Genomic DNA, 22538 nt, shown 5'->3' with positions numbered 1-22538 from the left:
CACCGCGGCGAGTCCAGCGCGTGTCCGAATTGGATTCGTGTCACTCGATCTCGGTCTCCGAAGCGGGCCACGAGTGTGGTGTGCAGCACGAAACGAGAAGGAAGTAGCGTGATCCCATGACCGCGTCGATCAGATCTGACGGGGACCCCGCGGCGTCTCGAGCGAATCGAGTCGTGGTGTGGAGTCCGGAGTACCTGAGCTATCGGTGGAGCGCCGATCACCCGATGAATCCCACTCGCCTCGATCTCACGATGGCACTCTCGCGAAGCCTCGGACTTCTCGAGGGCGTCGAATTTCTCGAACCGTGTGCCGCGTCCGATGCCGACCTCCTCAGAATCCACACACCGGCATATCTTGCAGCGGTCAAAGACGCGGGTAACTCTGCGAACAACGGTGTGAGCGGCCAGGATGTTCCCCACGGGCTCGGTACCGAGGACAACCCGGTCTTCCCGCACATGCACGAAGCCAGTGCGATCCTCGCCGGCGGCTCGCTGGCCGCAGCGCAGGAAATCGCTTCGGGACGTACGAGGCGCGCGGTCAGCATCGGCGGCGGCATGCACCACGCGATGGCGGATTGGGCCTCTGGATTCTGCGTCTACAACGATGCGGCGGTTGCGATTTCGTGGCTGCTCGACAACGGCTACGACCGCATCGCCTACATCGACGTCGACGCTCACCACGGCGACGGAGTGCAACATGCGTTCCTAGGGGACCCTCGGGTGCTCACGGTCTCGCTGCATCAGCACCCGGCAACCTTGTGGCCGAACACCGGATGGTCGAGCGAAGTCGGCGACGGGGCCGCCGAAGGTACGGCGGTGAACATCCCGGTGCTGCCCGGAACCGTCGACGCGTTGTGGCTGCGTGCATTTCACGCCGTCGTCCCGGGAGCCATTGCAGCCTTCCGCCCGCAGATCATCATCAGCCAGTGCGGAGTCGACTCGCACCGCGAGGACCCGCTCGCGGATCTCGCCCTCACCGTCGACGGTCAGCGCGCCGCGTTTTTGGCGATGCGTGACCTCGCCGACCGCTACTCCGAGGGGCGGTGGCTGGCAGTCGGAGGCGGGGGATACGGACTGGTGCGCGTCGTGCCGAGGGCATGGACTCACTTGATCGCTGCAGCGCTCGATCGCGAGATCGACGTCGACATCGCTGTCCCCGAAGACTGGAAGGAATCGACGAAGCTGCGAGCGCCGAGCGTCGACCTCCCGCCGACCATGGGGGACGGCGGCGATGTCGCCTACACGCCGTGGGACGGCCCGGGTGGTACACCAGAGACAGGTGTCGCCTCGGTGGACCGTGCACTCACCCGTATCGACTCGGCGATCATCGCGACACGTCGCGCTTCGTTCCCGCTACTCGGACTCGACCCGGAGGATCCCCGTGACTGAACAGTCCGATACCGAAGCTGCCGGCGGCGAGGCGAGCGGCCAGGCGCCGAAGACCGACCCCGCTCACACCTATCCCCATTCCTGGGTAGTCGATGTTCTCGCCTCCGACGGCGGAGCGGTGGCGTTGCGACCCATCGTTCCCGAAGACGCGGACAAGCTCGTCGAATTCCACGGCAAACTCTCCGAGCGCACCCGGTATCTGCGCTACTTCGGCCCGTACCCCACGATGTCGGCGCGCGACGTCAAGAACTTCACGACGGTCGACCACCACAACCGTGTGGCGTTCGTGATGATGCTCGGCGACGAGATCATCGCGGTGGGTCGATACGAGCGACTGCTCGACGTCGGTGACGGAAAGTCTGCCGAGGTCGCCTTCGTCGTCGCCGACGCACACCAGGGGCGCGGCCTCGGCCCGATCCTGCTCGAGTACCTGGCAGCGGCAGCGGCCGAGAACGGTCTGACGATGTTCGTCGCCGAGGTCCTCTCCGAGAACCGCAACATGGTGACGGTGTTCCGTGAGGCGGGGTATCAGGTGAGCCGCTCTTTCGACGGTGGCGTGCTGAGACTCGAATTCGCGATCGACCCGACGGAAGCGCTTGTTTCAGTACGCAATTCGCGTGAGCGGGCAGCTGAGGCCCGCAGCATGGGAAACGTGCTCAGCCCGCGATCGGTGGCGGTGATCGGCGCATCAGCGGACCCGGCCAAAGTGGGTAACGCGGTGTTGACCAACCTGCTGCGCGGCGGATTCACCGGACCGGTCTATCCCGTCAACGCGGAGCATCGTTCGGTACACGGCGTTCGGGCATATCCGACGGTTCGTGACATCCCCGACGACGTCGATCTCGCCGTCGTGGCTGTACCTGCAGAATCGATCAATTCGGTACTCGACGACTGCCTCGACAAGGGCGTCAAAGCGCTGGTGGTCGTCTCGTCGGGCTTCAGTGAGAGTGGTCCGGACGGGCGCTCGTCCGAACGCAAACTGGTCCATGCAGCGCGCGCTCACGGTATGCGCCTCATCGGCCCGAATGCGCTGGGTGTCGCAAACAACGACCCGGCGATTTCGTTGAATGCGACGCTCGCGCCGGTCTTGCCGGTGGCAGGCAACGTCGGCTTCTTCTGTCAGTCCGGCGCGCTCGGTATCGCCATTCTCGACGAAGCCGCTCGCAGCCGAATCGGATTGTCCGCCTTCGTTTCCGCCGGTAACCGTGCGGACGTCTCGGGTAACGACCTTCTGCAGTACTGGGATTCCGACCAGTCCACCGAAGTGGTCCTTCTCTATCTGGAGAGCTTCGGCAACCCACGGAAGTTCTCTCGCATCGCGCGTCGAGTTGCGCGGAAGAAGCCGATCGTCGCGGTGAAGAGCGGTCGGCACGCGGTTCCGCCGGTGCTCGCCGCCACCGGAGTCGAGATCGACGATTCGATCGTCCGCGCCCTCTTCGAACAGGCGGGCGTCATTCAGGTCGGGTCCATTTCACAATTGTTCGACTGCGCCTTGCTCTTCGGATACCAACCGTTGCCCGCCGGCCCACGGCTTGCGGTCATCGGCAACTCGACCGCGCTCGGTGTCCTTGCTGCGGACGCGGCCCGCAGTGAAGGTCTGCAGGTCAGCGACCCGGTCGACCTCGGCGCCCAGGCGAGTCCGGAACTGTTCGCCACTGCCGTGCGCGACGCTTTGGCGTCGTTCGACGTCGATGCCGTCATCGCCGTCTTCGTTCCTCCGGTAGCCATTCCGGTCGAGCCGTTCGCGAAAGCACTCAAGGACGCCGTCGCAGGCTCGGACAAGCCGATTCTCACCACGTTCCTCGCAGCTGAGGGTGTGCCGGACGTCCTGGCAGTTCGTGACGAAGTCGGTAACCCGACCCGCGGTTCGGTGCCGTCCTACCCGGGGCCGGAGCGTGCCGCCCTGGCGTTGGCGAGGGCTTGGCGATACGCGGAGTGGCGCAGCAAGCCTGCGTCGAAGGTGGTTCGCCCCGTGGGTATCGACTCCGAGCGAGCCCAGAAGATGGTGGCTGATTGGCTTGAAAACTCTCCTGGCCGTTGGCTTTCAGATGTGGAAGCGGCGGCGCTGCTCGAGTGTTACGGGGTCGCCGTCGTCGAATTCCGTTCGGTCCTGAGCGAAGACGAAGCAGTAGAGGCAGCGGATGCTGTCGGCTACCCGGTCGCGGTCAAGGCAACCGGCGAAATGTGGCGACACCGACCGGATCTGGGCGGCGTCAGGCTGGATCTGAGTGGACCGGAATCGGTGCGCCTCGCTTACCGAGATCTTGCGGCCGCGTCGGGTGAACCGCTGCTGCACGTGCAGAAAATGGCAACCAAGGGCATCGGATGTGTGGTTGGTGTCCAAGACGACCCGTCGTTCGGTTCGCTGATCTCGTTCGGGCTTGCCGGTGTGATCTCCGATCTCCTCGGTGACCGTGCCTATCGCGTACTGCCTCTCACCGAGGACGCTGCTACGGAATTGATCGACGCGCCCAAGGCCGCGCCGCTTCTCTCCGGATACCGCAACGCCGTTCCGGTCAACAAGGGTGCGTTGGTTGATCTGGTCCAGCGCATCTCGGCGCTGGCCGACGACATTCCCGAAGTCCGCGAACTGGCCTGTGAGCCGGTACTCGCTTCGGCTACCGGCGCGGAGATCACCGATTCACGTGTCCGAATCGGACCTGAGCCGAGCGCAATCGACCTGGGGCCCAGGCGGCTGCGGTAGACACAGCGAACAACACCGGCCACCGCACATTCCCGAGGGGGAGGGAAGTAGCGGTGGCCGGTGCTTTGTGCGGTGCGTCAGCGCGAGTGGTGTGGCGCGCTGACGCACGTGCTGTGTTGTTTGATCAGCTCGCGTAGGACCGCAGTTTCTCGGCGCGATCGCCGACGCGGAGCTTGCCCATGACCTCACGCTCGATCTGACGAACCCGCTCACGCGAGAGGCCGAAGAGCTTGCCGATCTGATCGAGGGTGCGGGGCTGGCCGTCGTCGAGACCGTAGCGAAGTCGGATGACCTGCTGCTCCCGCTCGTCGAGCGTCCCGAGCACGCTGCGCACATCGCTGTGCAGCAGACCGGCGATGACGGCGTTCTCGGCCGAGGTCGCCTCGGAATCTTCGATGAAATCGCCCAAGGGCGCTTCTTCGTCGTTGCCCACAGGCATGTCCAGGCTTACCGGGTCGCGGCTGTGGTCGAGCAGGTCGGCAATCTTGTGCGCCGGGATGCCCGACTCTTCGGCCAACTCGTCGTCCGTGGCTTCTCGCCCGAGCTGCTGGTGCAGTTCGCGCTTGATGCGGGCGAGCTTGTTGACCTGCTCCACGAGGTGGACTGGGAGCCGGATGGTGCGGCTCTGATCAGCCATTCCGCGGGTGATTGCCTGACGGATCCACCAGGTGGCGTACGTCGAGAACTTGAAGCCCTTGGCGTAGTCGAACTTCTCCATTGCACGGATGAGTCCGAGGTTGCCTTCTTGAATCAGATCGAGGAGCGGCATGCCGCGGCCGGTGTAGCGCTTGGCCAGCGACACGACGAGTCGCAGGTTCGCTTCCAGGAGGTGGCTACGTGCCGACTGTCCCTCGCGAACGATCGTTGCGAGATCCCTCTTCTTGGCGACTGTCAGGCGCTTTCCCGTGGCAAGAACGTGGCTGGCGTACAGCCCCGCTTCGATTCGCTTCGCCAGTTCGACCTCGTCTGCTGCTGTCAGCAGTGCGGTACGACCGATCCCGTTCAGGTAGACGCGGACCAGGTCTGCGGCCGGGCTCTGGGCGTCCAGATCTGCGGCGCTCGGACGAATGCGAGTAGTGGTGCTGGGGCTTGTCATGACTTGCCTCCCTATCGGCGGTCTCTCACACAGTTCAACGTGTGAGAGTTCCGGGAAAGTTCCCGTGCCGATTTCCGCTAAATCGCCGTGACCTGCAGTTATTTCCCAGTCGTCCTGAGAAGTTGCTGAGAACACAAAAATCTGCAACTCACCGGGAACTCAGTTCGTGACGGGAAGCACCAACCCGTGCCGAACCAGCGAGACCATCATTGTGACGACGGCCTCACGTAGCTGGTCCGGGTCTTCGCCGTTCGCCGCGGCAAGAAGTTCGATCAATTCGTCGACCACCAGTCCATCCGCTCGGAGTCCGGCCAACAGCGCAGCACCGAGCTCGTCGATCTCGTGCTGCCAGTGCGGTCCGTTGCCGCGGTGCACACGCGTGACTACTTGTTGCCATCCCTCGTCACCGGGGAGGTAGACGCGTTCGAGAGCCGTGTCCGGATCGAGGACGAAGCGTTCCTCGAGGACGTCGTGTTCACGCAACCAGGCAAGACGGTCGAAGTAAGCGAGCGCCTCGGCCCCGAGCGGGTCCGAGAAGCCGTGCATGAGGTCCTCGGCCATCAGGTCGGTGGGGGAGTCGGTGCGGCGAAGAAACACGAAACCGAAGCCGACGCCCTCGACATCGGCTTCTTCGAGGTGATCCAGCCAGGCGTTTGCTCTCGATGCCGTTTCCGGATCTCGAGGATCCTGCCCACCGTCCTTGAGCCACGTGCCGACGTACAGAGCCGGATCCGCGACATCGCGCTGGACCACCCAGGCATCGACGCCGTGGGCCGGCAGCCACGACGCGATCCGCGACCGCCAGTCCTGCCCTTCGACGTGCACCCAGGACGCCAACAGAGCTGCCGTGCCGCCGGGGTTCAGGTAGTCGATCGATTGCGAGATCATCAATTCGCTCGCACCGTCGAGATCGAGGCCGGAATCGCGGTACGTGTGATGGACGCGTGCCTCGCCGACGACAAACGGCGGATTGGCGACCACCTGGTCGAAGGTTCGACCCTCGACGGGTTCGAACCAGGACCCTTGAAGGAGTTCGACGTCCAGTCCGTTGAGGGCCATGGTTGCTGCCGTGAGGTCGACAGCACGTTGATTGATGTCGGTTGCGGTGACCGAATCGGCGTACGTGTTCGCGTGCAGGGCTTGGATGCCGCATCCCGTACCGAGGTCGAGTACGCTGCCGACCCTCGCGGTGGGCGTGGCCTGCAGCAAGGACAGTGACGCATGCCCGACGCCCAGCACATGATCGGCCGTGGCCTTCTTGGGACGGATTCCGCCGTCGAGATCCGAGATCACCCAACGATCGCCGTCGCCGACGTCGATGGGGCGAAGATCCACCGCGGCCCGCACGAGCGGATTCTCACTGTCGAAGTTCTCACCTTCGAGCAGACCGGCGTCGACGCACTGCGCGATTGTCAGCGGAGCCAGCGCCGCGGCGACGTCGCCCGCCGGGCAGTCATCGGCGAGAAGGAACAGTCTGATGAGAACGCCCAGGTCCCCGAGTTCTCGGGTGGCGCGGCGCACGGGCACCGGCTCACTTCGACCGAGAGCAGCGTGAACTTCGGGACCCAACGCCTCGAGCACGGTTCCGGTGTCGAATCGATTGCGAAGCAGAGCCTCACGCAGCGCAGGGGTGATGGACAGGAGCGTTTCGCTTCTCACCCTGTCATTCTCGCAGGCGGAACTTGTCAGCCTTCGATGGTGTGGTGCGTCGCGGATTCGATCTCGCCTGCGGTCTTCTTTCGTCCGTCGTATCGACTCGGTTCGTCCTTGGTGCGCGGTGGTCGGTCGTTGGCGATCAGGACGGCGATCCAGGGAAGCGGAATGGATGCACCGATGATGAGCATCGAGATCCAGGCGTTGGCCCAGATGCCGTACGCGATCGCCGCGAGGATCAACGCCGGGAACCGGAAGGACATGATGATCATGTACTTGCGCACTCGGGCTTTGTGCTGTTCTTCGACGGACTGCTGCGCTTCGGTGATCAGTACGGGATTGTCGGGAGTCCCGGCCTCGTCGGACCTGCCGAACGCGCCATTTCGTGCCATGACTCCACTGTTCCACTCTCGGCCGACAATTGCACACGACCCGTGGGTCGCACCGCTGTGACGGAGACGGCATTATTGGAGGGGTGAGCACTCAAACCAAGGAACGTCCCGACGTCTCCACCGACGAAACGACCGACGACGACACCCCGAAGTTCTTCCACTACGTGAAGAAGAACAAGATCGCCGAGAGCGCCGTCATGGGAACCCATGTCGTCGCGCTGTGCGGTGAGGTGTTTCCCGTGACGAAGTCCGCCAAGCCGGGATCACCGGTGTGCCCGGACTGCAAGAAGATTTACGAAGGACTCCGTAAGGGCGACTGACCTCGGGTCAGGCGAGCGGGAGTACTTCCGGAGCTCGGCGGATCGACAGCCTCGACGCAGTCGGCCGCCGGGCTCTTCGCGTCTGCGTGCGGTTCATCGCAGGGATCTTGGTCGACGCACGAGTTCTGGCGCGACTCCGATTGTCTGCTCTCGGTTTGTCTGCTGCGGGGCCGCCCGTACGAGGGGACCGTGGCCGGGTCCGCTTTGTCGCCCGAGATGCGGATCGGGCTGGTGGCCAGGTGCCAGGTCAGGTTGGTGACCGGACCGGTCTTTTCGTCGGTGTTCTGAGCCGCAAGCCACTCTCGCATCTGCTCCATCCGAGTGGCACGAGCCGGCCAGAACTCCTGAACCGTCGCGTTGAACTCGGCGCCGAGCACGACGGCAAAACCGAGGAAGAACGTGAAGAGCAGAAACGCGATCGGCGTTGCCAGTGCGCCGTACGTGTAGCCGGTGCTGGTGACGAATCCCAGGTACCAGCGCAATCCGGTGCTGGCGGCCATGAAGAACACACCGGCGACCAGGGCGCCCGCGAGCAGCCGATGCCACGGCAGCGACTTCGGCAGAGCGACCTTGTAGAGCGTCGTGAGGCCGATGATCACCAGCAGACCGACAGCGGGGTAGTAGAACGTGTCGACCAGATTCGATCCGACCACGTACCAGGAGGCCGGCAGTGCTCGCCCGACGAGCGTCGGCCCCAGAGCTACCAGCGGCAGGATGAACACCGCCATCACCAGGAACATCACGTAGAGCAGCAGGGCGAAGATGCGCTGCCAGATGGGATTGCGGGCATCCTGCTGCCCGTGTGCTTCCACGATCGAGTCGACGAACGTACTGATCGCCGATGATCCCGCCCACAGGGACAGCAGGAAGCCCACGGAGATGATCTCCGGGCGTCCGCGCTGAAGGACGTCCGTCACCGTCGGGCGGATGATCTGGTCGACGACGCTTTCGCTGAAGATCGTTCCGCTGAACGTGACGATCTTGGATTCGATGATCTCGACGGTGTTGGGTCCGAACCACCCACCGATGTAGCCGATCATTCCCAGAAGGCCGAGCAGCAGGGGAGCAAGCGACAGCGTTTGCCAGAACGCGGCCGTAGCCGCCTTTCCGAAGATGGAATCGTCCCAGGCCTTGCTCAGGGTTCGACCGATCAACTGCCCGGTGCGGCGTAGCGGATGCCATCTGCGGTGGTGCAGATCACTTCCGCTCGACTTCTCGCCTCGCGCTTCACTCATGATGTCTCCAGCATCCCTGACGACACACCCGGTTGCCCAACCATGGCGCCGACGTGTCGCACATTTCTGAGACAATTCGCGTGCAGGTCGGCAGGATGCGAGAGAAGCGAAACCTCGCCGGCCGGAGTGAGAACGGCCATGAGTACGCGCTTCGAGTGCGGCTTTCGTCGGTGGCGGCGGCTAGGCTCGTCGCCGGACATTGATGAAAATTCGAGGAGCGCGAGACAACAGTGCGATTCCAGTGGAGGCGCGGCCTATGACGTCTGAGACCGTGGCAGCCGAGTTCGGCAAGTCGCCCGAACCCGCCGGAGCTCAATCCGCGGGAACCCAACCTGGCGCCCCTACCGGTTCCCTTCGTGCATGGCAGCGCCGTGCACTGACCAAATACCTTTCCAGCAGTCCGCGTGACTTTCTGGCGGTCGCAACGCCGGGAGCAGGTAAGACCACCTTCGCTCTGCGGGTAGCTTCGGAATTGCTCCGTGACCGGACGGTCGACCAGATAACCGTCGTGGCGCCGACCGAGCACCTCAAGCACCAGTGGGCGGAGTCCGCTCAGCGCTCCGGCCTCGCATTGGACTCGCGGTTCTCCAACTCGACCGGCCAGACCTCGAGTGACTATCACGGCGTCGTGCTGACCTACGCCCAGGTTGCCTCGCACCCGTCGAAGCATCGTGTGCGGACCGAGGGCCGCAAGACGCTGGTCATCCTCGACGAGATCCACCACGGCGGCGACGCCAAGAGCTGGGGCGACGCCATTCGTGAAGCTTTCGGCGACGCGACCAGGCGTCTCGCACTGACCGGAACCCCGTTCCGCAGTGACGACAGTGCCATTCCTTTTGTCGAGTACGAGCCGGACAAGGAAGGTCTGCTCCGCTCGAAAGCCGACCACTCCTACGGATATTCGGATGCCCTCAAGGACGGCGTGGTTCGCCCCGTCGTGTTTCTCGCCTACTCGGGCGAGGCACGGTGGCGAAACAACGCCGGCGAGGAATTCACCGCTCGACTCGGCGAGCCGCTGAGCGCCGAGCAGACGACTCGGGCCTGGCGTACGGCCTTGGACCCTGCCGGCGACTGGATTCCTGCCGTGCTGCAAGCAGCAGACACCCGTTTGGCGCAGCTGCGCAGTACCGGTATGCCCGATGCCGGCGGACTTGTCATCGCGACGGACCAGACAGTGGCCCGCGAGTACGCGAAGGCCCTGACAGCGATCACCGGCGAACAGCCGGCCGTCGTGCTGTCCGATGACCCCACCGCGTCCAAGCGAATCGCCGAATTCGGTGCGAGCGACCAGAAATGGATGGTCGCGGTCCGCATGGTGTCCGAGGGTGTCGACGTTCCCCGTCTGGCGGTCGGTGTGTACGCGACCAGCGCGTCGACTCCGCTGTACTTCGCTCAGGCGATCGGGCGCTTCGTGCGCTCGCGTCGTAAGGGCGAAACTGCCAGCGTCTTCCTGCCGTCGGTGCCGGTGCTTCTCGACCTTGCCGCACAGCTCGAGGCCCAGCGTGATCACGTACTCGGCAAGCCGCATCGTGAGAAGGACGGCCTCGAAGACGACCTGCTCGCCGATGCGAACAAGCAGAAGGACGAGCTGGGCGAGGAGGAGAAGGCGTTCACGTCCCTGGGCGCCGATGCCGAACTCGACCAGGTGATCTACGACGGATCATCCTTCGGTACCGCGACATTCGCCGGAAGTGACGAGGAAGCCGACTACCTCGGTCTGCCAGGCCTACTCGACGCCGATCAGATGCGGGCATTGCTGCGTCAACGCCAGCAGACGCAGGTCGAGGCCAACTCGGCCAAGGCCGCCGCCCCGCAACCCACGGCGGCAGTGGTATCCGATCGAGCGGCCACGGCAGATCAGCTCGGTGCGCTCCGCAAGGAGCTCAACGGGTTGGTGGCGATGAACGTTCACCGCACTGGTAAGCCGCACGGCATCATTCACGCGGAACTGCGCCGGGTGTGCGGCGGTCCGCCGACGGCCATCGCTACTGTCGATCAGCTGACCGAACGCATCGCGATTCTCCGCAGCTGGTAGCAGCCGATACCGGTCCCGCACGCTTCGCGTGCTTGCGGCCCCGGAACGGCAGAACGGGCGATCACAGTGACTGTGATCGCCCGTTCTGGCGTTCATGGCGCGCCTCGTGAAGAGGCCACCCCCGGCTGACAGGTCAGATTGCGGGTTCGCTTTCGGAGACGACGGCATTCATCTCGCGAAGTCGATCCGCGTGTTCGGTTGCGTGGTGTCCGCAGAAGAGAAGCTCGCCGCCGGTGGGAAGCACGGCGCGTACGCGTGCTCCGGCACCGCACCGGTCGCACCGGTCGGCAGCGGTCAACTGTGGGCTGGTCAGTGTTCCGGGCATGACTCCTCCGTACTGGCTTTGCGGCATTCGGGCCGCGTGCCTGGGGCCTGGTCCGCCGCGTCGGAATGGCGCGGTAGATCCACTCTTACAGACGTTTGGGGTTTACGGGTTGTTCCCGAAGGCGTTTCTTAGTGTTGTGTCTCACTGGAAATGCGCTGGGCAGGCATTCTCGGGTGAAGATTGTTCGCTGACAGCTGATTCGGATCGCCGACCTCAGCCCGATATTCTGGGCGGATGAACCCGGGACGCGAACCACTTGTCGACGAGAGCGTCGAGTTGCTCCACATGTGCACGCGCGAGGAGTGGGCGCGGGCACAACAGCTCGGTGAACGTATCCCCGACGGATTCGAGGCGGAGGGATTTGTCCACATGTCGACTCCGGCGCAAGTTCATCTCCCGGCCAATCGGATCTTTGCCGGCCGTGACGACATAGTCCTTCTGGCTATCGATCCGGCCTTGCTCGTCGGTCAGGTCAAGTACGAACCGGGTGTCCCCTCGGACCCGGAATCGATGCGATTCCCGCATCTGTACGCCCCGATTCCCGTCGCAGCCGTCACCGCTGTCGTCGAGTATTTTCCGGGCGAGAACGGCGTGTTTTCGCCGGTTCGGTAGGTCGCCGGTTCGCTCGCCGCGAAGTGCTCCCCGCGGATAACGGCCCTCCCGCGATGCAGGTCACCGATCGGCGCTACCGTTGGTGTATGAACGTAGAAGTCACCCCACTACCGGGGATCGGGACGCGCAAGGATTTTGTTCTGTCTTCCGGTCGTCGCGTGGGTGTCGTCACCCATCGGGACGGTCATACCGACCTCATCGTTTCCAAGGCAGACGACCCTGACGCGTGTGCTGCCTCGCTGCCTCTGACCACCGAGGAAGCGGCAGCGCTCAGCAATCTCCTGGGTGCCCCACAGCTCGTTGCTCAGCTCGAGGAAGAGCACCGTGACCTTCCGGGCATTCGAACCAAACAGCTCTACATCAAGGACGGTTCTCGCTACGACGGACAGACCCTCGGGGACACCGGCATGCGCACGCGCACCGGAGTGTCCATCGTCGCCGTCATGCGCGCAGGACAGGTGAGCCCGTCTCCGAACCCCGACTTCACGTTCACCGGGGGAGACCTTCTCGTGGCAGTCGGAACGCCGGACGGTTTGGCTGCAGCGGCAAAAATCTTGGCCAACGGCTGACTGGCGCGTGGACACAACCACCCTCGCACTGATCGAACTCGGCGCGGTCTTCTTCGCGCTCGGACTGCTCGGACGGCTCGCTGCTCGCGTCGGCATGTCGCCGATCCCGTTCTACCTGATCGGCGGCCTGTGCTTCGGACAGGGCGGTTTCATCCAGCTCGGCGACATCGGCGAGTTCTCCCATCTGGCAAGTGAGATCGGGATCGTCCTGCTCTTGCTGCTGTTGGGGCTCGAATACACTGCGGCCGAGCTCGTCACCGGTCTCAAACGCTCGCGGGTAGCCGGCATCGTCGACATCGTCCTCAACGCCACCCCTGGCGCGGTTGTCGGCTTGATGCTCGGTTGGGGCGTCGTGGGGGCGACGGTCATGGCCGGCGTCACCTACATCTCGTCTTCGGGAATCATCGCCAAGGTGCTCAGCGACCTGGGGCGCCTCGGTAACCGCGAGACACCGGTCGTGCTTTCGATTCTGGTGTTCGAAGACCTGGCGATGGCGCTGTACCTGCCGATTCTGACCGCGATGCTCGCGGGCGTGAGCTTCATGGGCGGGCTCGAAGCGGTCGGGATCTCGTTGTTGGTCATCACCGTGGTTCTTGTCGTGGCCCTCCGATACGGACGGTACGTCTCTGCCCTCCTCGACAGTCCCGACAGTGAGACGCTCCTGCTCAAGCTGCTCGGTGCCGCACTGTTGGTCGCCGGCATCAGTTCGGCGATGCAGGTGTCGGCGGCTGTGGGCGCATTCCTCCTCGGAATCGCGATCTCGGGGTCGACGGCGCACAATGCCAGTCGCGTGCTCGAGCCCCTTCGAGATCTGTTCGCCGCAATGTTCTTCGTGGTCTTCGGTCTCAACACCGATCCCAGTTCCATTCCGCCAGTCCTCGGATGGGCCGCGATCCTGGCAGTGGTCACGGCGATCACGAAGCTGGTAACCGGCGCCTGGGCGGCCAGACGTCAGGGTGTCGCGCGAATGGGTCAGGCGCGCGCCGGTGCCGCTCTGATCGCCCGCGGTGAGTTCTCCATCATCATCGCCGGCCTCGCGGTGTCCGCAGGCGCCGTCGACGCCGAACTTGCCGCATTGGCAACTGCTTACGTGCTCCTGATGGCGGTCATCGGCCCGGTGGCGGCAAGAGTTATCGAACCGGTCGCCTCGTTGTACATCAAGGTTCGTACGAAGTCCTGATTGCGGTCCTATTCTGTCCGGATGTCGAACAGAATCGCCCGTCCCGCCGCGACCGCTCTGTGTGCGCTGATCATCTCGTGTGCACCGGTCCCGGCGCTCGCCGGTGGAATTCCCGCTCTCGACCACGCCGGACCCACAGCTGCGCAGGTTGCCGCGGATCGATCGCTGCACCTCGAGGGTGCGTCGAACGCGCGTGACATCGGTGGCTACGACGCCGCGGACGGGCAGACCGTTCGGTGGGGGAAGGTATTTCGCTCGAATGCCCTCGACAAGCTGACACCGTCGGATCTCGCGTCGTTGAGCGAACGCGGAGTGGAATCGGTCGACGACTTCCGTACGGTCGTCGAACGAACGCTCTCGCAGGATCGCCTTCCGAACGGGGCGCGAAGCAACTGGTTCGACGTCATCGGAACCAACCCCGCCAACCTCCCGGCGCTGGTGGACATGCCGACGATGTACGCGTTGATGGTGACCGATCCGGGGGCGAGCCGCGCATTCCACGACGCGCTGGTGAACGTCGCGAACACCGACGGTGCAGTCCTCTACCACTGCTCGGCGGGCAAGGACCGTACCGGTTGGATGACCGCAGTTCTCCTGACCGTCCTCGGCGTGAGTCGCACCGACGTGAACGCCGATTACATGCTCAGCAATCAGTACCTCACCGGACCCCGCACGGGGAGCGCGTTCATCGACGGCGTCGAACAGTCTTGGCTGGACACGTCTTTCGCCACGGTGGATCGGGTGTACGGCAACTTCGACAACTACGTCCGGGACGGCCTTCAGTTGAGCGAGGACGATGTCGCACAACTCCGGGACACACTCTTGGTCTGAGGCGGCAAACGCACAAGAGTCGCTCTCCGGCGATCCGGAGAGCGGCTCTTGTGCGCATAGCTGGTGTGACTAGTCGAGGTAGTCGCGCAGAACCTGCGAACGCGACGGGTGGCGCAGCTTCGACATCGTCTTCGATTCGATCTGGCGGATACGCTCACGCGTGACGCCGTAGACCTGTCCGATTTCGTCTAAAGTCCTCGGCTGACCGTCGGTGAGACCGAAGCGGAGGCGAACCACGCCGGCTTCGCGCTCGGACAGCGTCTCGAGTACCGACTGCAGCTGATCCTGCAGCAAGGTGAACGAGACGGCATCGACTGCGACAACAGCTTCGGAGTCCTCGATGAAGTCACCGAGCTGGCTGTCGCCCTCGTCGCCGATGGTCTGGTCGAGAGAGATCGGCTCACGCGCGTACTGCTGGATTTCCAGCACCTTCTCCGGCGTGATGTCCATTTCCTTGGCGAGCTCTTCCGGCGTGGGCTCACGGCCCAGGTCCTGGAGCAGCTCACGCTGGATACGGCCGAGCTTGTTGATGACCTCGACCATGTGCACCGGGATACGGATGGTGCGAGCCTGGTCGGCCATTGCGCGGGTGATGGCCTGACGGATCCACCACGTGGCGTAGGTCGAGAACTTGTAACCCTTGGTGTAGTCGAACTTCTCGACTGCACGGATCAGACCGAGGTTGCCTTCCTGGATGAGGTCCAGGAACGCCATGCCGCGGCCCGTGTAGCGCTTGGCCAGCGAGACGACCAGGCGGAGGTTGGCCTCGAGGAGGTGGTTCTTGGCGCGGTTGCCGTCGCGGCAGATCCAGCTCATGTCGCGTCGCTGAGCCGCAGGCAACTTCTCGCCCTTGTCAGCGAGGTCCTGCATGATCTGCACGGCGTAGAGGCCGGCCTCGATGCGCTTGGCCAGTTCGACTTCCTCTTCGGCGTTGAGGAGTGCGACCTTGCCGATCTGCTTGAGGTAGGCGCGAACCGAGTCGGCGGACGCCGTCAGTTCGGCATCCTTGCGTGCCTGACGGAGAGCCTCGGACTCTTCCTCGTCCCAGACGAAGTCGCCGGAAGCCTTGTCCTTCTCGGACGGCTCTGCAGCGGTCTCTTCGTCTTCGCCGACTGCTACGACCTCGACGACATCGGACTCGACCTCGGCAAGGTCGCCGTCCGTGATGTCGATGTCTTCCAACTCGACATCGCCGTCTTCGGCGTCAGGATCGCCGGCCTTCTTGGGGCTGGCCTTCTTAGCTGCTGCCTTCTTGGCCGGAGCTTTCTTGGCCGGAGCCTTCTTTGCTGCTGCCTTCTTGGCGGGGGCCTTTTTCGCCGGAGCCTTCTTGGCTGCCGGAGCGGTGACGGTGGCCGCCTCCACGGCTGGAGATTGTGGCTCTGACTCTGATGGAGAATCAGCAGTCTGACGTGTATCGGTGGCTGCCACGTACGCCCTTTCGTGACGGTGTCGTGCGGCGTCACGCCAGAGTGGTGATCCGGCGGAGAGGTCAATGGTTGTTGGCCGGCGCGCAGCCGGACTTCACCATTGTAACGACTCTCAGGAAACTCTTACGTCACGGCGGGCCGTAACAGGTAGATTTTCCGCTTTTCACGTGCGGGTATTCTCATCCGGCGACGGAGGCCGGCCTGGTCAGTCCGACCGATGCGAGCGCAGCTCCGGCAATTCCGGCGGTGTTGAGAAGGGTGGCGGGGACGACCTTGGTGCGGTTGGTCAGATGCGGAATCCACTTCTCGTGCTTGCGGCTGATACCGCCTCCGGCGATGAAGAGATCTGGCCAGAGCAGGTTCTCGAAGGTGGTCAGAACTCGCGAGACCTCGACCGCCCACTCCTTGTAGCTCCAGTCCTTCTTCTCCTTCACCGACGACGCCGCCCGGTGCTCGGCTTCCTTGCCGTCGACCTCGAGGTGGCCGAACTCGGTGTTGGGCAACAGAACTCCGTTGTGCAGCACGGCAGATCCGATTCCGGTGCCGAAGGTCAACAAGATCACGACGCCGGAGGTGTCTTTGCCCGCTCCGAACGAGTCCTCGGCGATTCCGGCAGCGTCGGCGTCGTTGAGGACGGTGACCTCGCGCCCGCCCAGCGCCTTGCCGAACAGGGCGGCGGCGTCGGTGTCGATCCAGGACTTGTCGATGTTCGCGGCGCTTCGCGCGACGCCGCCGGTCACGACAGCGGGCAAGGTGATGCCGACCGGACCGGTCCACTTGGCCTGCTCGACGATCTCGGCGACAGTGCCCGCGATCGCATCGGGTGTGGACGGCTGCGGGGTCAGGATCTTGATGCGGTCACCGATCATTTCCCCGGTGCTCAGGTCGATCGTGCCGCCCTTGACGCCGCTACCGCCGACGTCGATCCCGAAACCTGTGGTTGTCATCGTCCTGCGCTCCTGAGTGTCGAATTCGAGGTCACGATCTACCGTTGCAAACACTAACCCGAACAAGGACCCGGGCGCGTCCTCTCGAACCGCCCGCCTCCAGACGTTCGAGTGGTGCCCCTCGGTAGAGATGTGTTGCGATGGTCCGGTGCGCCCTTCAGAAAGAACGTTGCCCGACTTTTCCGCCGATTCTCTGGACCCCGCACAGTTGCGGGAAGTAGCCGTAGCCGTCGCCGAACGCGCAGCCGAACACGTCCGCTTGCGTCGGCCCGAGGTATTCGGCCTGGTGGGTTCCGGTGCCGCCGAGGGTGGTTCGGTTGCGGCGAAGAGCACGCCCACCGATCCCGTCACGGTGGTCGATACCGAAACCGAACAAGTGATTCGCGACCTTCTGGCGCAATTGCGCCCTGCAGATTCGATCCTGGGTGAGGAAGGTGGCGGAGACACCGACGATTCCGCGGGAGTTCGATGGGTTGTCGATCCCATCGACGGCACGGTGAATTTTCTCTACGGAATCCCCGCGTTCGCCATCTCGGTGGCCGTACAGATCGACGGGTTCTCGGTAGCCGGGGCTGTCGTCGACGTGTCGTTGGAAACCACGTACGCCGCGCATCGGGGCGGCGGTGCAACCATGACCACGGCCGACGGCGTCGTCAGCGACCTGCAAGCCAATGAGGTGACCGAGCTGTCAATGGCGCTGTTGGCCACCGGCTTCGGTTACGGAGCGGATCGCCGGAAGGTGCAGGGCACGTTGATCGGGCAGATCCTGCCGCAGGTCCGCGACATCCGACGCATCGGTTCGGCTGCGTTGGATCTGTGCATGGTTGCCACCGGCCGGGTCGACGCTCACTTCGAACACGGACTGAGTCCGTGGGACTGGGCAGCCGGCTCCTTGATCGCTTCCGAAGCGGGCGCCGTCATCAACGTCCCGGCGCCCAATTCCACGTCGGCCGACGGCGATGTCGTTTACGCAGTCGCTCCGGCGATCGCCGAGCAGTTCGCGCACATGCTCAGTTCGATCGGCGCAGATCAGCCGATTCCGAGCTGAGGCCTGTCAGCATCGCGCCGTGCGCGCTGCTTTGAGCAGTGCGATGTCCATCGGAGCGACTTCGGCGTTTGCGGGCTGCTCGGCCAGAGCATGCAGGATCGCGGTGGCGTCGGTGTTGGGGGTCAGGGCGCCCTTGTTGTAGGTGCCGAGAGCCAGGTCGACGGTGTCGTCGCCGCGGCCGTCCTGGACCAGTTCGGCGCAGGGGGCGACCAGCCAGACGGAACTGGCGGCGGCGAGGCCGTTCGCTCCGAATCGGATCTGACCCTGGCACTCCATGTTCTGGTCGACGTAGACGGGGTCGTTTCCGACCTGGACGTCCGGCGCGCTGGAGAAGCCGAACTCGCTCAGTTGCGCTGCCACCTGGGCCGCCTGACCGTGTTCACCGTTGGCGTTGAACACACGAACCTTGGTGGCGGCGAGGGGAGCGGGATCCACGTCGAGCAGCTTCGAGCGGTCGACGACGGTTCCCAGCGGTAGTGGCGCCGCTGCCGAAGGATCGGACGAAGGTTGCGGCAGGTTGCAGGCGACGGTGTCACTGACTTCCGCCTCGGCGCTCAGGATGCGGACCCACAAGACACTGCCGATCAATGCGAGTACCGCGAACACGGCGATCACCGGCCACGCGCGCCGACGGCGGAACGGACGTCCCTGGTCATCGGTAGAGCTGCCTTCGGTGATCAGAGAAACCACGGTATCCCTCGACTTTCTTGACGAAACTTCTACTTCGCCATCGGGCCGAGCGGCGCCGGCATGACGTTCGGTGCCTACCTTAGAGGGCCTATGTGACGAGACAGCCGAAGCGAGGCTCGACGCGTCGAGTCCTTGTCGATTGCGAAACGGCAGTTGGCCGATTACCGGCCTGTTTCTACCCGGATTCGGCCCGAAAACATCGTGGAAAGGTCACAGCTTGCTCTTGCCTTGGTGACAATTCGCAGTCATTTTTCGGAAATTTCCGATTCGGTTACTACTTTCGTGCTCACGTCGGCTACTGTCTGGCGGCCCAGGTCGTTCAACTGGGCATCGGCCGGACGCCGAAATGACAACCAAATGAGGCGCAGATCACGTTCTCGGAAGGAACTTCCGGGCACTAATTCCAGTCCTGCAGCGTTATGCAGCGACAGGGAATGATCTGGATGCCACGGCGGTTTCCATGCGCATCAAGGATCTACCGGATTCTCGGCGCACACGGGACCGGGATACACGAAGAGGATGGGGTAGACGAGATGGCAACTGACTACGACGCACCGAGGCGTACAGAGTCCGACGAGGTTTCGGAGGACTCGCTCGAGGAGCTGAAGGCGCGACGCAACGAAGCGCAGTCAGCCGTCGTCGACATCGACGAGACGGACACCGCGGAGTCCTTCGAGCTGCCGGGTGCCGACCTTTCCGGCGAGGAACTCTCGGTTCGAGTTGTTCCGAAGCAGGCAGACGAGTTCACGTGTTCGAGCTGCTTCCTGGTTCATCACCGCAGCCGCCTGGCCAGTGATGCCAACGGACAGCTCGTATGCATGGACTGCGCTGCCTGATCTCCCTTCCCGGTGGTCGACCCGTCAGCGCGAGGGTCGACCAAGGGTCGGGAAGTACTGCTTTGCTGTGACCGCGCTGGTCAGAGATCCAGCGCAGCCAGCAGATCAGCGGGACGACGTGTGCTCACCAACCAGTACGGCGTGGGATCCTCCGGGTCGTCGAGCACGATCAACACCATTGTCTTGACCCATGGGCGATGCTGGACGAACGCCGACGGATCGAGTTGGCGCCCCATCGCAGCACTCTTCGCGGAAGCCGGCACTGCTGCCGCCCGTGAAATCAATTCGACCGGCAGGTGGGCTCTACCCACGTGCAGTTCCTTCACCCCTGCTGTCTCCACCACCTCGACGCGCATCCGGCTGAGCCAGAATGCCGCCCAGATCGGGATCGGGAGTAGTACGACGTACGCCAGGTACGAGAGAAGCCCCGGGCGGCCCATGTGGACCTCGGCCGCGAGGAGTCCGGCTACGGCCAACCCGGCGATCCACCACCAGATCGGCACCCACAGGCGCTCGGAGTACAGCGTCGTGGACGGGGGCGTTGTGGTGGCGACGTCAGGTCGAGATGTTTCGGGCACCTGTCAAGGATAGTCCGTCGCTACGAGTAGTCTTGGCCCACGTGAGCGACCATCTCTCCATCGCCTTGAAGCGACTGGATCCAGACCTGCCCGTTCCACAGCGTGCGCATCCCGGAGATGCGGGTGTGGATCTGTGCTCCACCAGCGACGTCACCATCGAACCCGGACACCGAACACTGGTCGGAACGGGGATCGCGATCGCTTTGCCGGTGGGCACCGTCGGGTTGATCCATCCGCGTTCCGGACTCGCCGCCAAATCGGGACTGTCGATCGTGAATGCGCCCGGAACCGTGGACGCGGGATACCGGGGCGAACTCAAGGTCTGCTTGATCAATCTCGATCCGGCCACAGCCATCGACATCCGCCGCGGTGACCGAATCGCTCAGCTCGTGGTTCAACGAGTCGAACTTCCGGTTTTCGAGGAAGTCGAATCGCTGGACGACACGACCAGAGGAACCGGAGGCTACGGTTCCAGCGGCGGGCACGCGATACTCGATACCGATGCGCCTGGCGCGGTAGTCGGAGAGGGAGTCTGAATCATGTTCGGACGCAAGAAGAAGACAGATGTCGACGAGGAAACCACCAGCTTCTTCGGTGACGAGAACGACGAGTCGGTGGAGATCGACGAGGTCGAAGACGATCTCGAAGTCACCGGCGACGAGTTCGGTGACGAATCGGAAGGCCCTTACGACATCTCGGAGATCGATTCCGACGATCCGACGGCAGGCCGTGACGGTCAGCGTCTTGATCTCGGTTCCGTTCTGGTGCCGATGCCGACCGGCGGGCAGTTGCAGGTCGAGATGGCGCCCAACGGTTCGCCGCAGGCCGTGCACCTGGTCACCGAGCACGGCCGCATCACGGTTGCTGCCTACGCCGCCCCGAAATCGCCCGGTCAGTGGCGTGAGGTCGTTGCCGAGCTCGCGCAGTCGCTTCGCGACGACAATTCCGCGGTGAGCGTCGAGAACGGCCCGTGGGGCCGTGAACTGGCTGCTGTGACGGCCAACATGGACCTGCGGTTCATCGGCGTCGACGGTCCCCGGTGGATGGTGCGCTGCGTGGTCGCGGGTCCGAGTGGATCCACCGCCGCGAACGCTCCTCTGGTGGCAATCGCACGGGACATCTTGCGTGACACCGTCGTCAACCGAGGATCAGAGCCGCATCCGGTGCGGACACCGCTGCCCGTGGTGCTCCCGCAGGTGCTCGCCGAGCAGTTGGCGGCCGCACACGAGCAGCAGTTGGCGGCAGCGCAGCAGCAACAGGTCGCCGCCCAGCAGCAACAGCAGTCAGCACCGCCCGCTCCGCCGGCACCTCCAGCACGGCCGACCCCGCCGCCTCGTAGCGGCGAATCCGGTTCTGCCATGCAGCAATTGGGTCAGTAACAGAATTTTCTTCAGGCGCTCGCGGTGGTATCGGATTCGATCGCCGCGAGCGCTTTGATGCAGGTGGACCCGAGAACCGCGGGGTCGCGCCCGATCATGTCGAGCGTCGTCGTGGCGACTGCGCCGCGGGGGAGTGAAGCCGCCCAGGCCTGCGCCACTGACGCGGGATGAACCGGATCGTCCACCGCCGACGCAATGCCGACCGGAACGCCCACCGCCCGTAGCGCGCTCTCGCCGAGTGAGTGGTACGACGCCGCCTCGTCGAGCGCAGCCGGGAGATCGGGCCACTGAGAGCGCCAGGAGCGCTCGAGTTCGGCTCCGAGCCACGCCGGACTCGACGCGAGCATCGCAGCGATCACCGACTCCAAGCCTTCGGAGCGCAGTTGCCCGGCGGTGAACCGCGCGCTCGCTGCTGCGGGGGCGTCGTCGGCCGAGCCCGTCCAGGCCGGAAGCGCTGCCAACACACTCACGGTTCGATCGGGATTGTCGGCGGCCCACTGGAGTGCAACGGCCGCTCCGATCGAGACCCCTCCGACGATGATTCGGCCGTGCGTGTCCGCGGCTCTGTCCATCGCGTCCAGATAGCCGTCCACGACACGCCGAGGGTCCGGTTCAATTGCGACGATGCGCACACCCAGAGCCTCCAGCGGCGCCCGGAATGCGCGGTCCGCGAAGTGGGCGTCAGAGCCTGTACCTGGGAGAACGACGGCAACGGTCGCCAATTCCGAGTTCTGCATCTCTTGATCTTGCCCGGTGCCCCCGAGACGCGGACTGACCGGTGTGGTTACACGCTCGTAATGGGTCTACAGTGGCGATCACACAGCCCTTCACGTGACGCGAAACCCTTGCGTCACACATGTTCGCAGGAGCGCGCAATGGCACCCGCCGCCGCAGGATATTTTCGTCGACTGACCCAGCGTCTGACCGAGGACGTCGACCAGTTGGACGCCCAGGAGATGGCCGAGTCCAACAAGGCTTCCGGAGGTCAGAAGGCATGCGATTGTCGTCGCGGTGAAGAAGTCACGATGGTGGGCCGACTCCGCAGCGTCGACGCGTGTCCCAAGTCGGGAAATGCCAGTATCGAGGCCGAGTTCTTCGATGGCACCGAGGTGATCAATCTCGTCTGGATCGGGCGTCGCCGGATCCCGGGAATCGAGACCGGTAAGACCCTGCTGATCCGCGGTCGTGTGGGCGAGCGTGACGGTCGCAAGGCGATCTTCAACCCTTACTACGAACTGCGCGGCGAATAGGCGCGTTTCCCGCATTTACCGTGCAACTCGGTGACTGTGGCAC

Annotated in this window: 23 protein-coding genes; 13 read left to right on the top strand and 10 right to left on the bottom strand. The window is 64.1% G+C overall.

Going from position 1 to position 22538, the window contains the following annotated elements; all coding sequences use genetic code 11:
- Window positions 1-116: 116 nt before the first annotated feature.
- A complete protein-coding gene (locus ABH939_RS17120) occupies window positions 117-1388 on the top strand; it encodes an acetoin utilization protein AcuC (RefSeq protein ID WP_404649864.1) in 1272 nt (423 codons plus the stop codon).
- Window positions 1381-4092, top strand: a complete 2712-nt coding sequence (locus ABH939_RS17115; RefSeq protein WP_030536893.1) for a bifunctional GNAT family N-acetyltransferase/acetate--CoA ligase family protein — start codon at window positions 1381-1383, stop codon at window positions 4090-4092. The genes ABH939_RS17120 and ABH939_RS17115 overlap by 8 nt, the downstream gene beginning before the upstream one ends.
- Before the next feature lie 124 nt (window positions 4093-4216).
- Here ABH939_RS17115 and ABH939_RS17110 read toward each other — a convergent pair whose 3' ends face one another.
- The 3 genes from ABH939_RS17110 to ABH939_RS17100 form a co-directional block, all read right to left on the bottom strand.
- Window positions 4217-5188, bottom strand: coding sequence for a sigma-70 family RNA polymerase sigma factor (locus tag ABH939_RS17110; RefSeq protein WP_003942639.1), 972 nt, complete (start codon window positions 5186-5188; stop codon window positions 4217-4219).
- 159 nt (window positions 5189-5347) lie between these two features.
- The gene (locus ABH939_RS17105; RefSeq protein WP_404649861.1) at window positions 5348-6847 is read right to left on the bottom strand and encodes a methyltransferase; all 1500 of its coding nucleotides are present in this window, start codon (window positions 6845-6847) and stop codon (window positions 5348-5350) included.
- Between the two features lie 26 nt (window positions 6848-6873).
- On the bottom strand, window positions 6874-7233 hold the full coding sequence (locus ABH939_RS17100; protein ID WP_003942638.1) for a DUF3099 domain-containing protein: 360 nt from the start codon (window positions 7231-7233) through the stop codon (window positions 6874-6876).
- 83 nt (window positions 7234-7316) lie between these two features.
- Here ABH939_RS17100 and ABH939_RS17095 point away from each other — a divergent pair, with 83 nt between their 5' ends.
- Entirely contained in the window at window positions 7317-7553 is a 237-nt protein-coding gene (locus tag ABH939_RS17095) for a DUF3039 domain-containing protein (protein WP_003942602.1), read from the top strand.
- Here ABH939_RS17095 and ABH939_RS17090 read toward each other — a convergent pair.
- Window positions 7526-8788, bottom strand: coding sequence for a YihY/virulence factor BrkB family protein (locus ABH939_RS17090; RefSeq protein ID WP_030536891.1), 1263 nt, complete (start codon window positions 8786-8788; stop codon window positions 7526-7528). The two genes, ABH939_RS17095 and ABH939_RS17090, sit on opposite strands and share 28 nt — an antisense overlap.
- A 256-nt stretch (window positions 8789-9044) precedes the next feature.
- Here ABH939_RS17090 and ABH939_RS17085 point away from each other — a divergent pair, with 256 nt between their 5' ends.
- On the top strand, window positions 9045-10823 hold the full coding sequence (locus ABH939_RS17085; RefSeq protein ID WP_003942642.1) for a DEAD/DEAH box helicase: 1779 nt from the start codon (window positions 9045-9047) through the stop codon (window positions 10821-10823).
- 133 nt (window positions 10824-10956) lie between these two features.
- Here the strand turns inward: ABH939_RS17085 and ABH939_RS17080 are convergent, their stop codons facing one another.
- Window positions 10957-11148, bottom strand: coding sequence for a hypothetical protein (locus tag ABH939_RS17080; protein ID WP_003942643.1), 192 nt, complete (start codon window positions 11146-11148; stop codon window positions 10957-10959).
- Between the two features lie 234 nt (window positions 11149-11382).
- Here ABH939_RS17080 and ABH939_RS17075 point away from each other — a divergent pair, with 234 nt between their 5' ends.
- The 4 genes from ABH939_RS17075 to ABH939_RS17060 all read left to right on the top strand — a co-directional run bounded on the left by ABH939_RS17075 (window position 11383) and on the right by ABH939_RS17060 (window position 14340).
- A complete protein-coding gene (locus ABH939_RS17075; RefSeq protein ID WP_064112866.1) occupies window positions 11383-11760 on the top strand; it encodes a DUF952 domain-containing protein in 378 nt (125 codons plus the stop codon).
- An 86-nt stretch (window positions 11761-11846) separates the two neighbouring features.
- A complete protein-coding gene (locus tag ABH939_RS17070) occupies window positions 11847-12329 on the top strand; it encodes a cation:proton antiporter regulatory subunit (protein ID WP_021344116.1) in 483 nt (160 codons plus the stop codon).
- 7 nt (window positions 12330-12336) lie between these two features.
- Window positions 12337-13509: a cation:proton antiporter gene (locus tag ABH939_RS17065; protein WP_003942634.1), complete on the top strand. Its 1173-nt coding sequence runs from the start codon at window positions 12337-12339 to the stop codon at window positions 13507-13509.
- A gap of 21 nt (window positions 13510-13530) precedes the next feature.
- On the top strand, window positions 13531-14340 hold the full coding sequence (locus ABH939_RS17060; RefSeq protein ID WP_042449914.1) for a tyrosine-protein phosphatase: 810 nt from the start codon (window positions 13531-13533) through the stop codon (window positions 14338-14340).
- A 69-nt stretch (window positions 14341-14409) separates the two neighbouring features.
- On the opposite strand, the gene ABH939_RS17055 is transcribed toward ABH939_RS17060, so the two are convergent.
- Together ABH939_RS17055 and ppgK are read right to left on the bottom strand one after the other, a co-directional pair.
- Window positions 14410-15834 carry an RNA polymerase sigma factor gene (locus ABH939_RS17055; RefSeq protein ID WP_370333980.1) on the bottom strand — a complete coding sequence of 475 codons (1425 nt, stop codon included), beginning with the start codon at window positions 15832-15834 and terminating at the stop codon, window positions 14410-14412.
- 112 nt (window positions 15835-15946) lie between these two features.
- Window positions 15947-16714 carry a polyphosphate--glucose phosphotransferase gene (gene ppgK / locus ABH939_RS17050; protein WP_042449945.1) on the bottom strand — a complete coding sequence of 256 codons (768 nt, stop codon included), beginning with the start codon at window positions 16712-16714 and terminating at the stop codon, window positions 15947-15949.
- 169 nt (window positions 16715-16883) lie between these two features.
- Between ppgK and ABH939_RS17045 the strand changes: the two genes are divergently transcribed.
- A complete protein-coding gene (locus ABH939_RS17045) occupies window positions 16884-17762 on the top strand; it encodes an inositol monophosphatase family protein (RefSeq protein ID WP_054781894.1) in 879 nt (292 codons plus the stop codon).
- Window positions 17763-17768: 6 nt separating this feature from the next.
- On the opposite strand, the gene cei is transcribed toward ABH939_RS17045, so the two are convergent.
- Entirely contained in the window at window positions 17769-18452 is a 684-nt protein-coding gene (gene cei, locus ABH939_RS17040) for an envelope integrity protein Cei (protein ID WP_003942618.1), read from the bottom strand.
- A 533-nt stretch (window positions 18453-18985) separates the two neighbouring features.
- Between cei and ABH939_RS17035 the strand changes: the two genes are divergently transcribed.
- Window positions 18986-19288: a DUF4193 domain-containing protein gene (locus ABH939_RS17035; RefSeq protein ID WP_003942593.1), complete on the top strand. Its 303-nt coding sequence runs from the start codon at window positions 18986-18988 to the stop codon at window positions 19286-19288.
- Window positions 19289-19368: 80 nt separating this feature from the next.
- Here the strand turns inward: ABH939_RS17035 and ABH939_RS17030 are convergent, their stop codons facing one another.
- Window positions 19369-19866 carry a DUF3093 domain-containing protein gene (locus ABH939_RS17030; protein WP_003942596.1) on the bottom strand — a complete coding sequence of 166 codons (498 nt, stop codon included), beginning with the start codon at window positions 19864-19866 and terminating at the stop codon, window positions 19369-19371.
- A 41-nt stretch (window positions 19867-19907) separates the two neighbouring features.
- Here ABH939_RS17030 and dut point away from each other — a divergent pair, with 41 nt between their 5' ends.
- Together dut and ABH939_RS17020 are read left to right on the top strand one after the other, a co-directional pair.
- Window positions 19908-20402: a dUTP diphosphatase gene (gene dut, locus ABH939_RS17025; protein ID WP_003942635.1), complete on the top strand. Its 495-nt coding sequence runs from the start codon at window positions 19908-19910 to the stop codon at window positions 20400-20402.
- A gap of 3 nt (window positions 20403-20405) precedes the next feature.
- Window positions 20406-21245: a DUF3710 domain-containing protein gene (locus ABH939_RS17020; protein WP_003942585.1), complete on the top strand. Its 840-nt coding sequence runs from the start codon at window positions 20406-20408 to the stop codon at window positions 21243-21245.
- 11 nt (window positions 21246-21256) lie between these two features.
- On the opposite strand, the gene ABH939_RS17015 is transcribed toward ABH939_RS17020, so the two are convergent.
- Entirely contained in the window at window positions 21257-21982 is a 726-nt protein-coding gene (locus ABH939_RS17015; protein ID WP_030536884.1) for an alpha/beta fold hydrolase, read from the bottom strand.
- A 138-nt stretch (window positions 21983-22120) separates the two neighbouring features.
- Between ABH939_RS17015 and ABH939_RS17010 the strand changes: the two genes are divergently transcribed.
- On the top strand, window positions 22121-22495 hold the full coding sequence (locus ABH939_RS17010) for an OB-fold nucleic acid binding domain-containing protein (RefSeq protein ID WP_003942613.1): 375 nt from the start codon (window positions 22121-22123) through the stop codon (window positions 22493-22495).
- Window positions 22496-22538: the final 43 nt, after the last annotated feature.

This window comes from Rhodococcus sp. 27YEA6 (assembly GCF_044908235.1).
Taxonomy (GTDB): Bacteria; Actinomycetota; Actinomycetes; order Mycobacteriales; family Mycobacteriaceae; genus Rhodococcus_F; species Rhodococcus_F qingshengii.
Note: the sequence above shows the minus strand (reverse complement) of the source record. Positions and strands in the feature narration are given on the sequence as shown.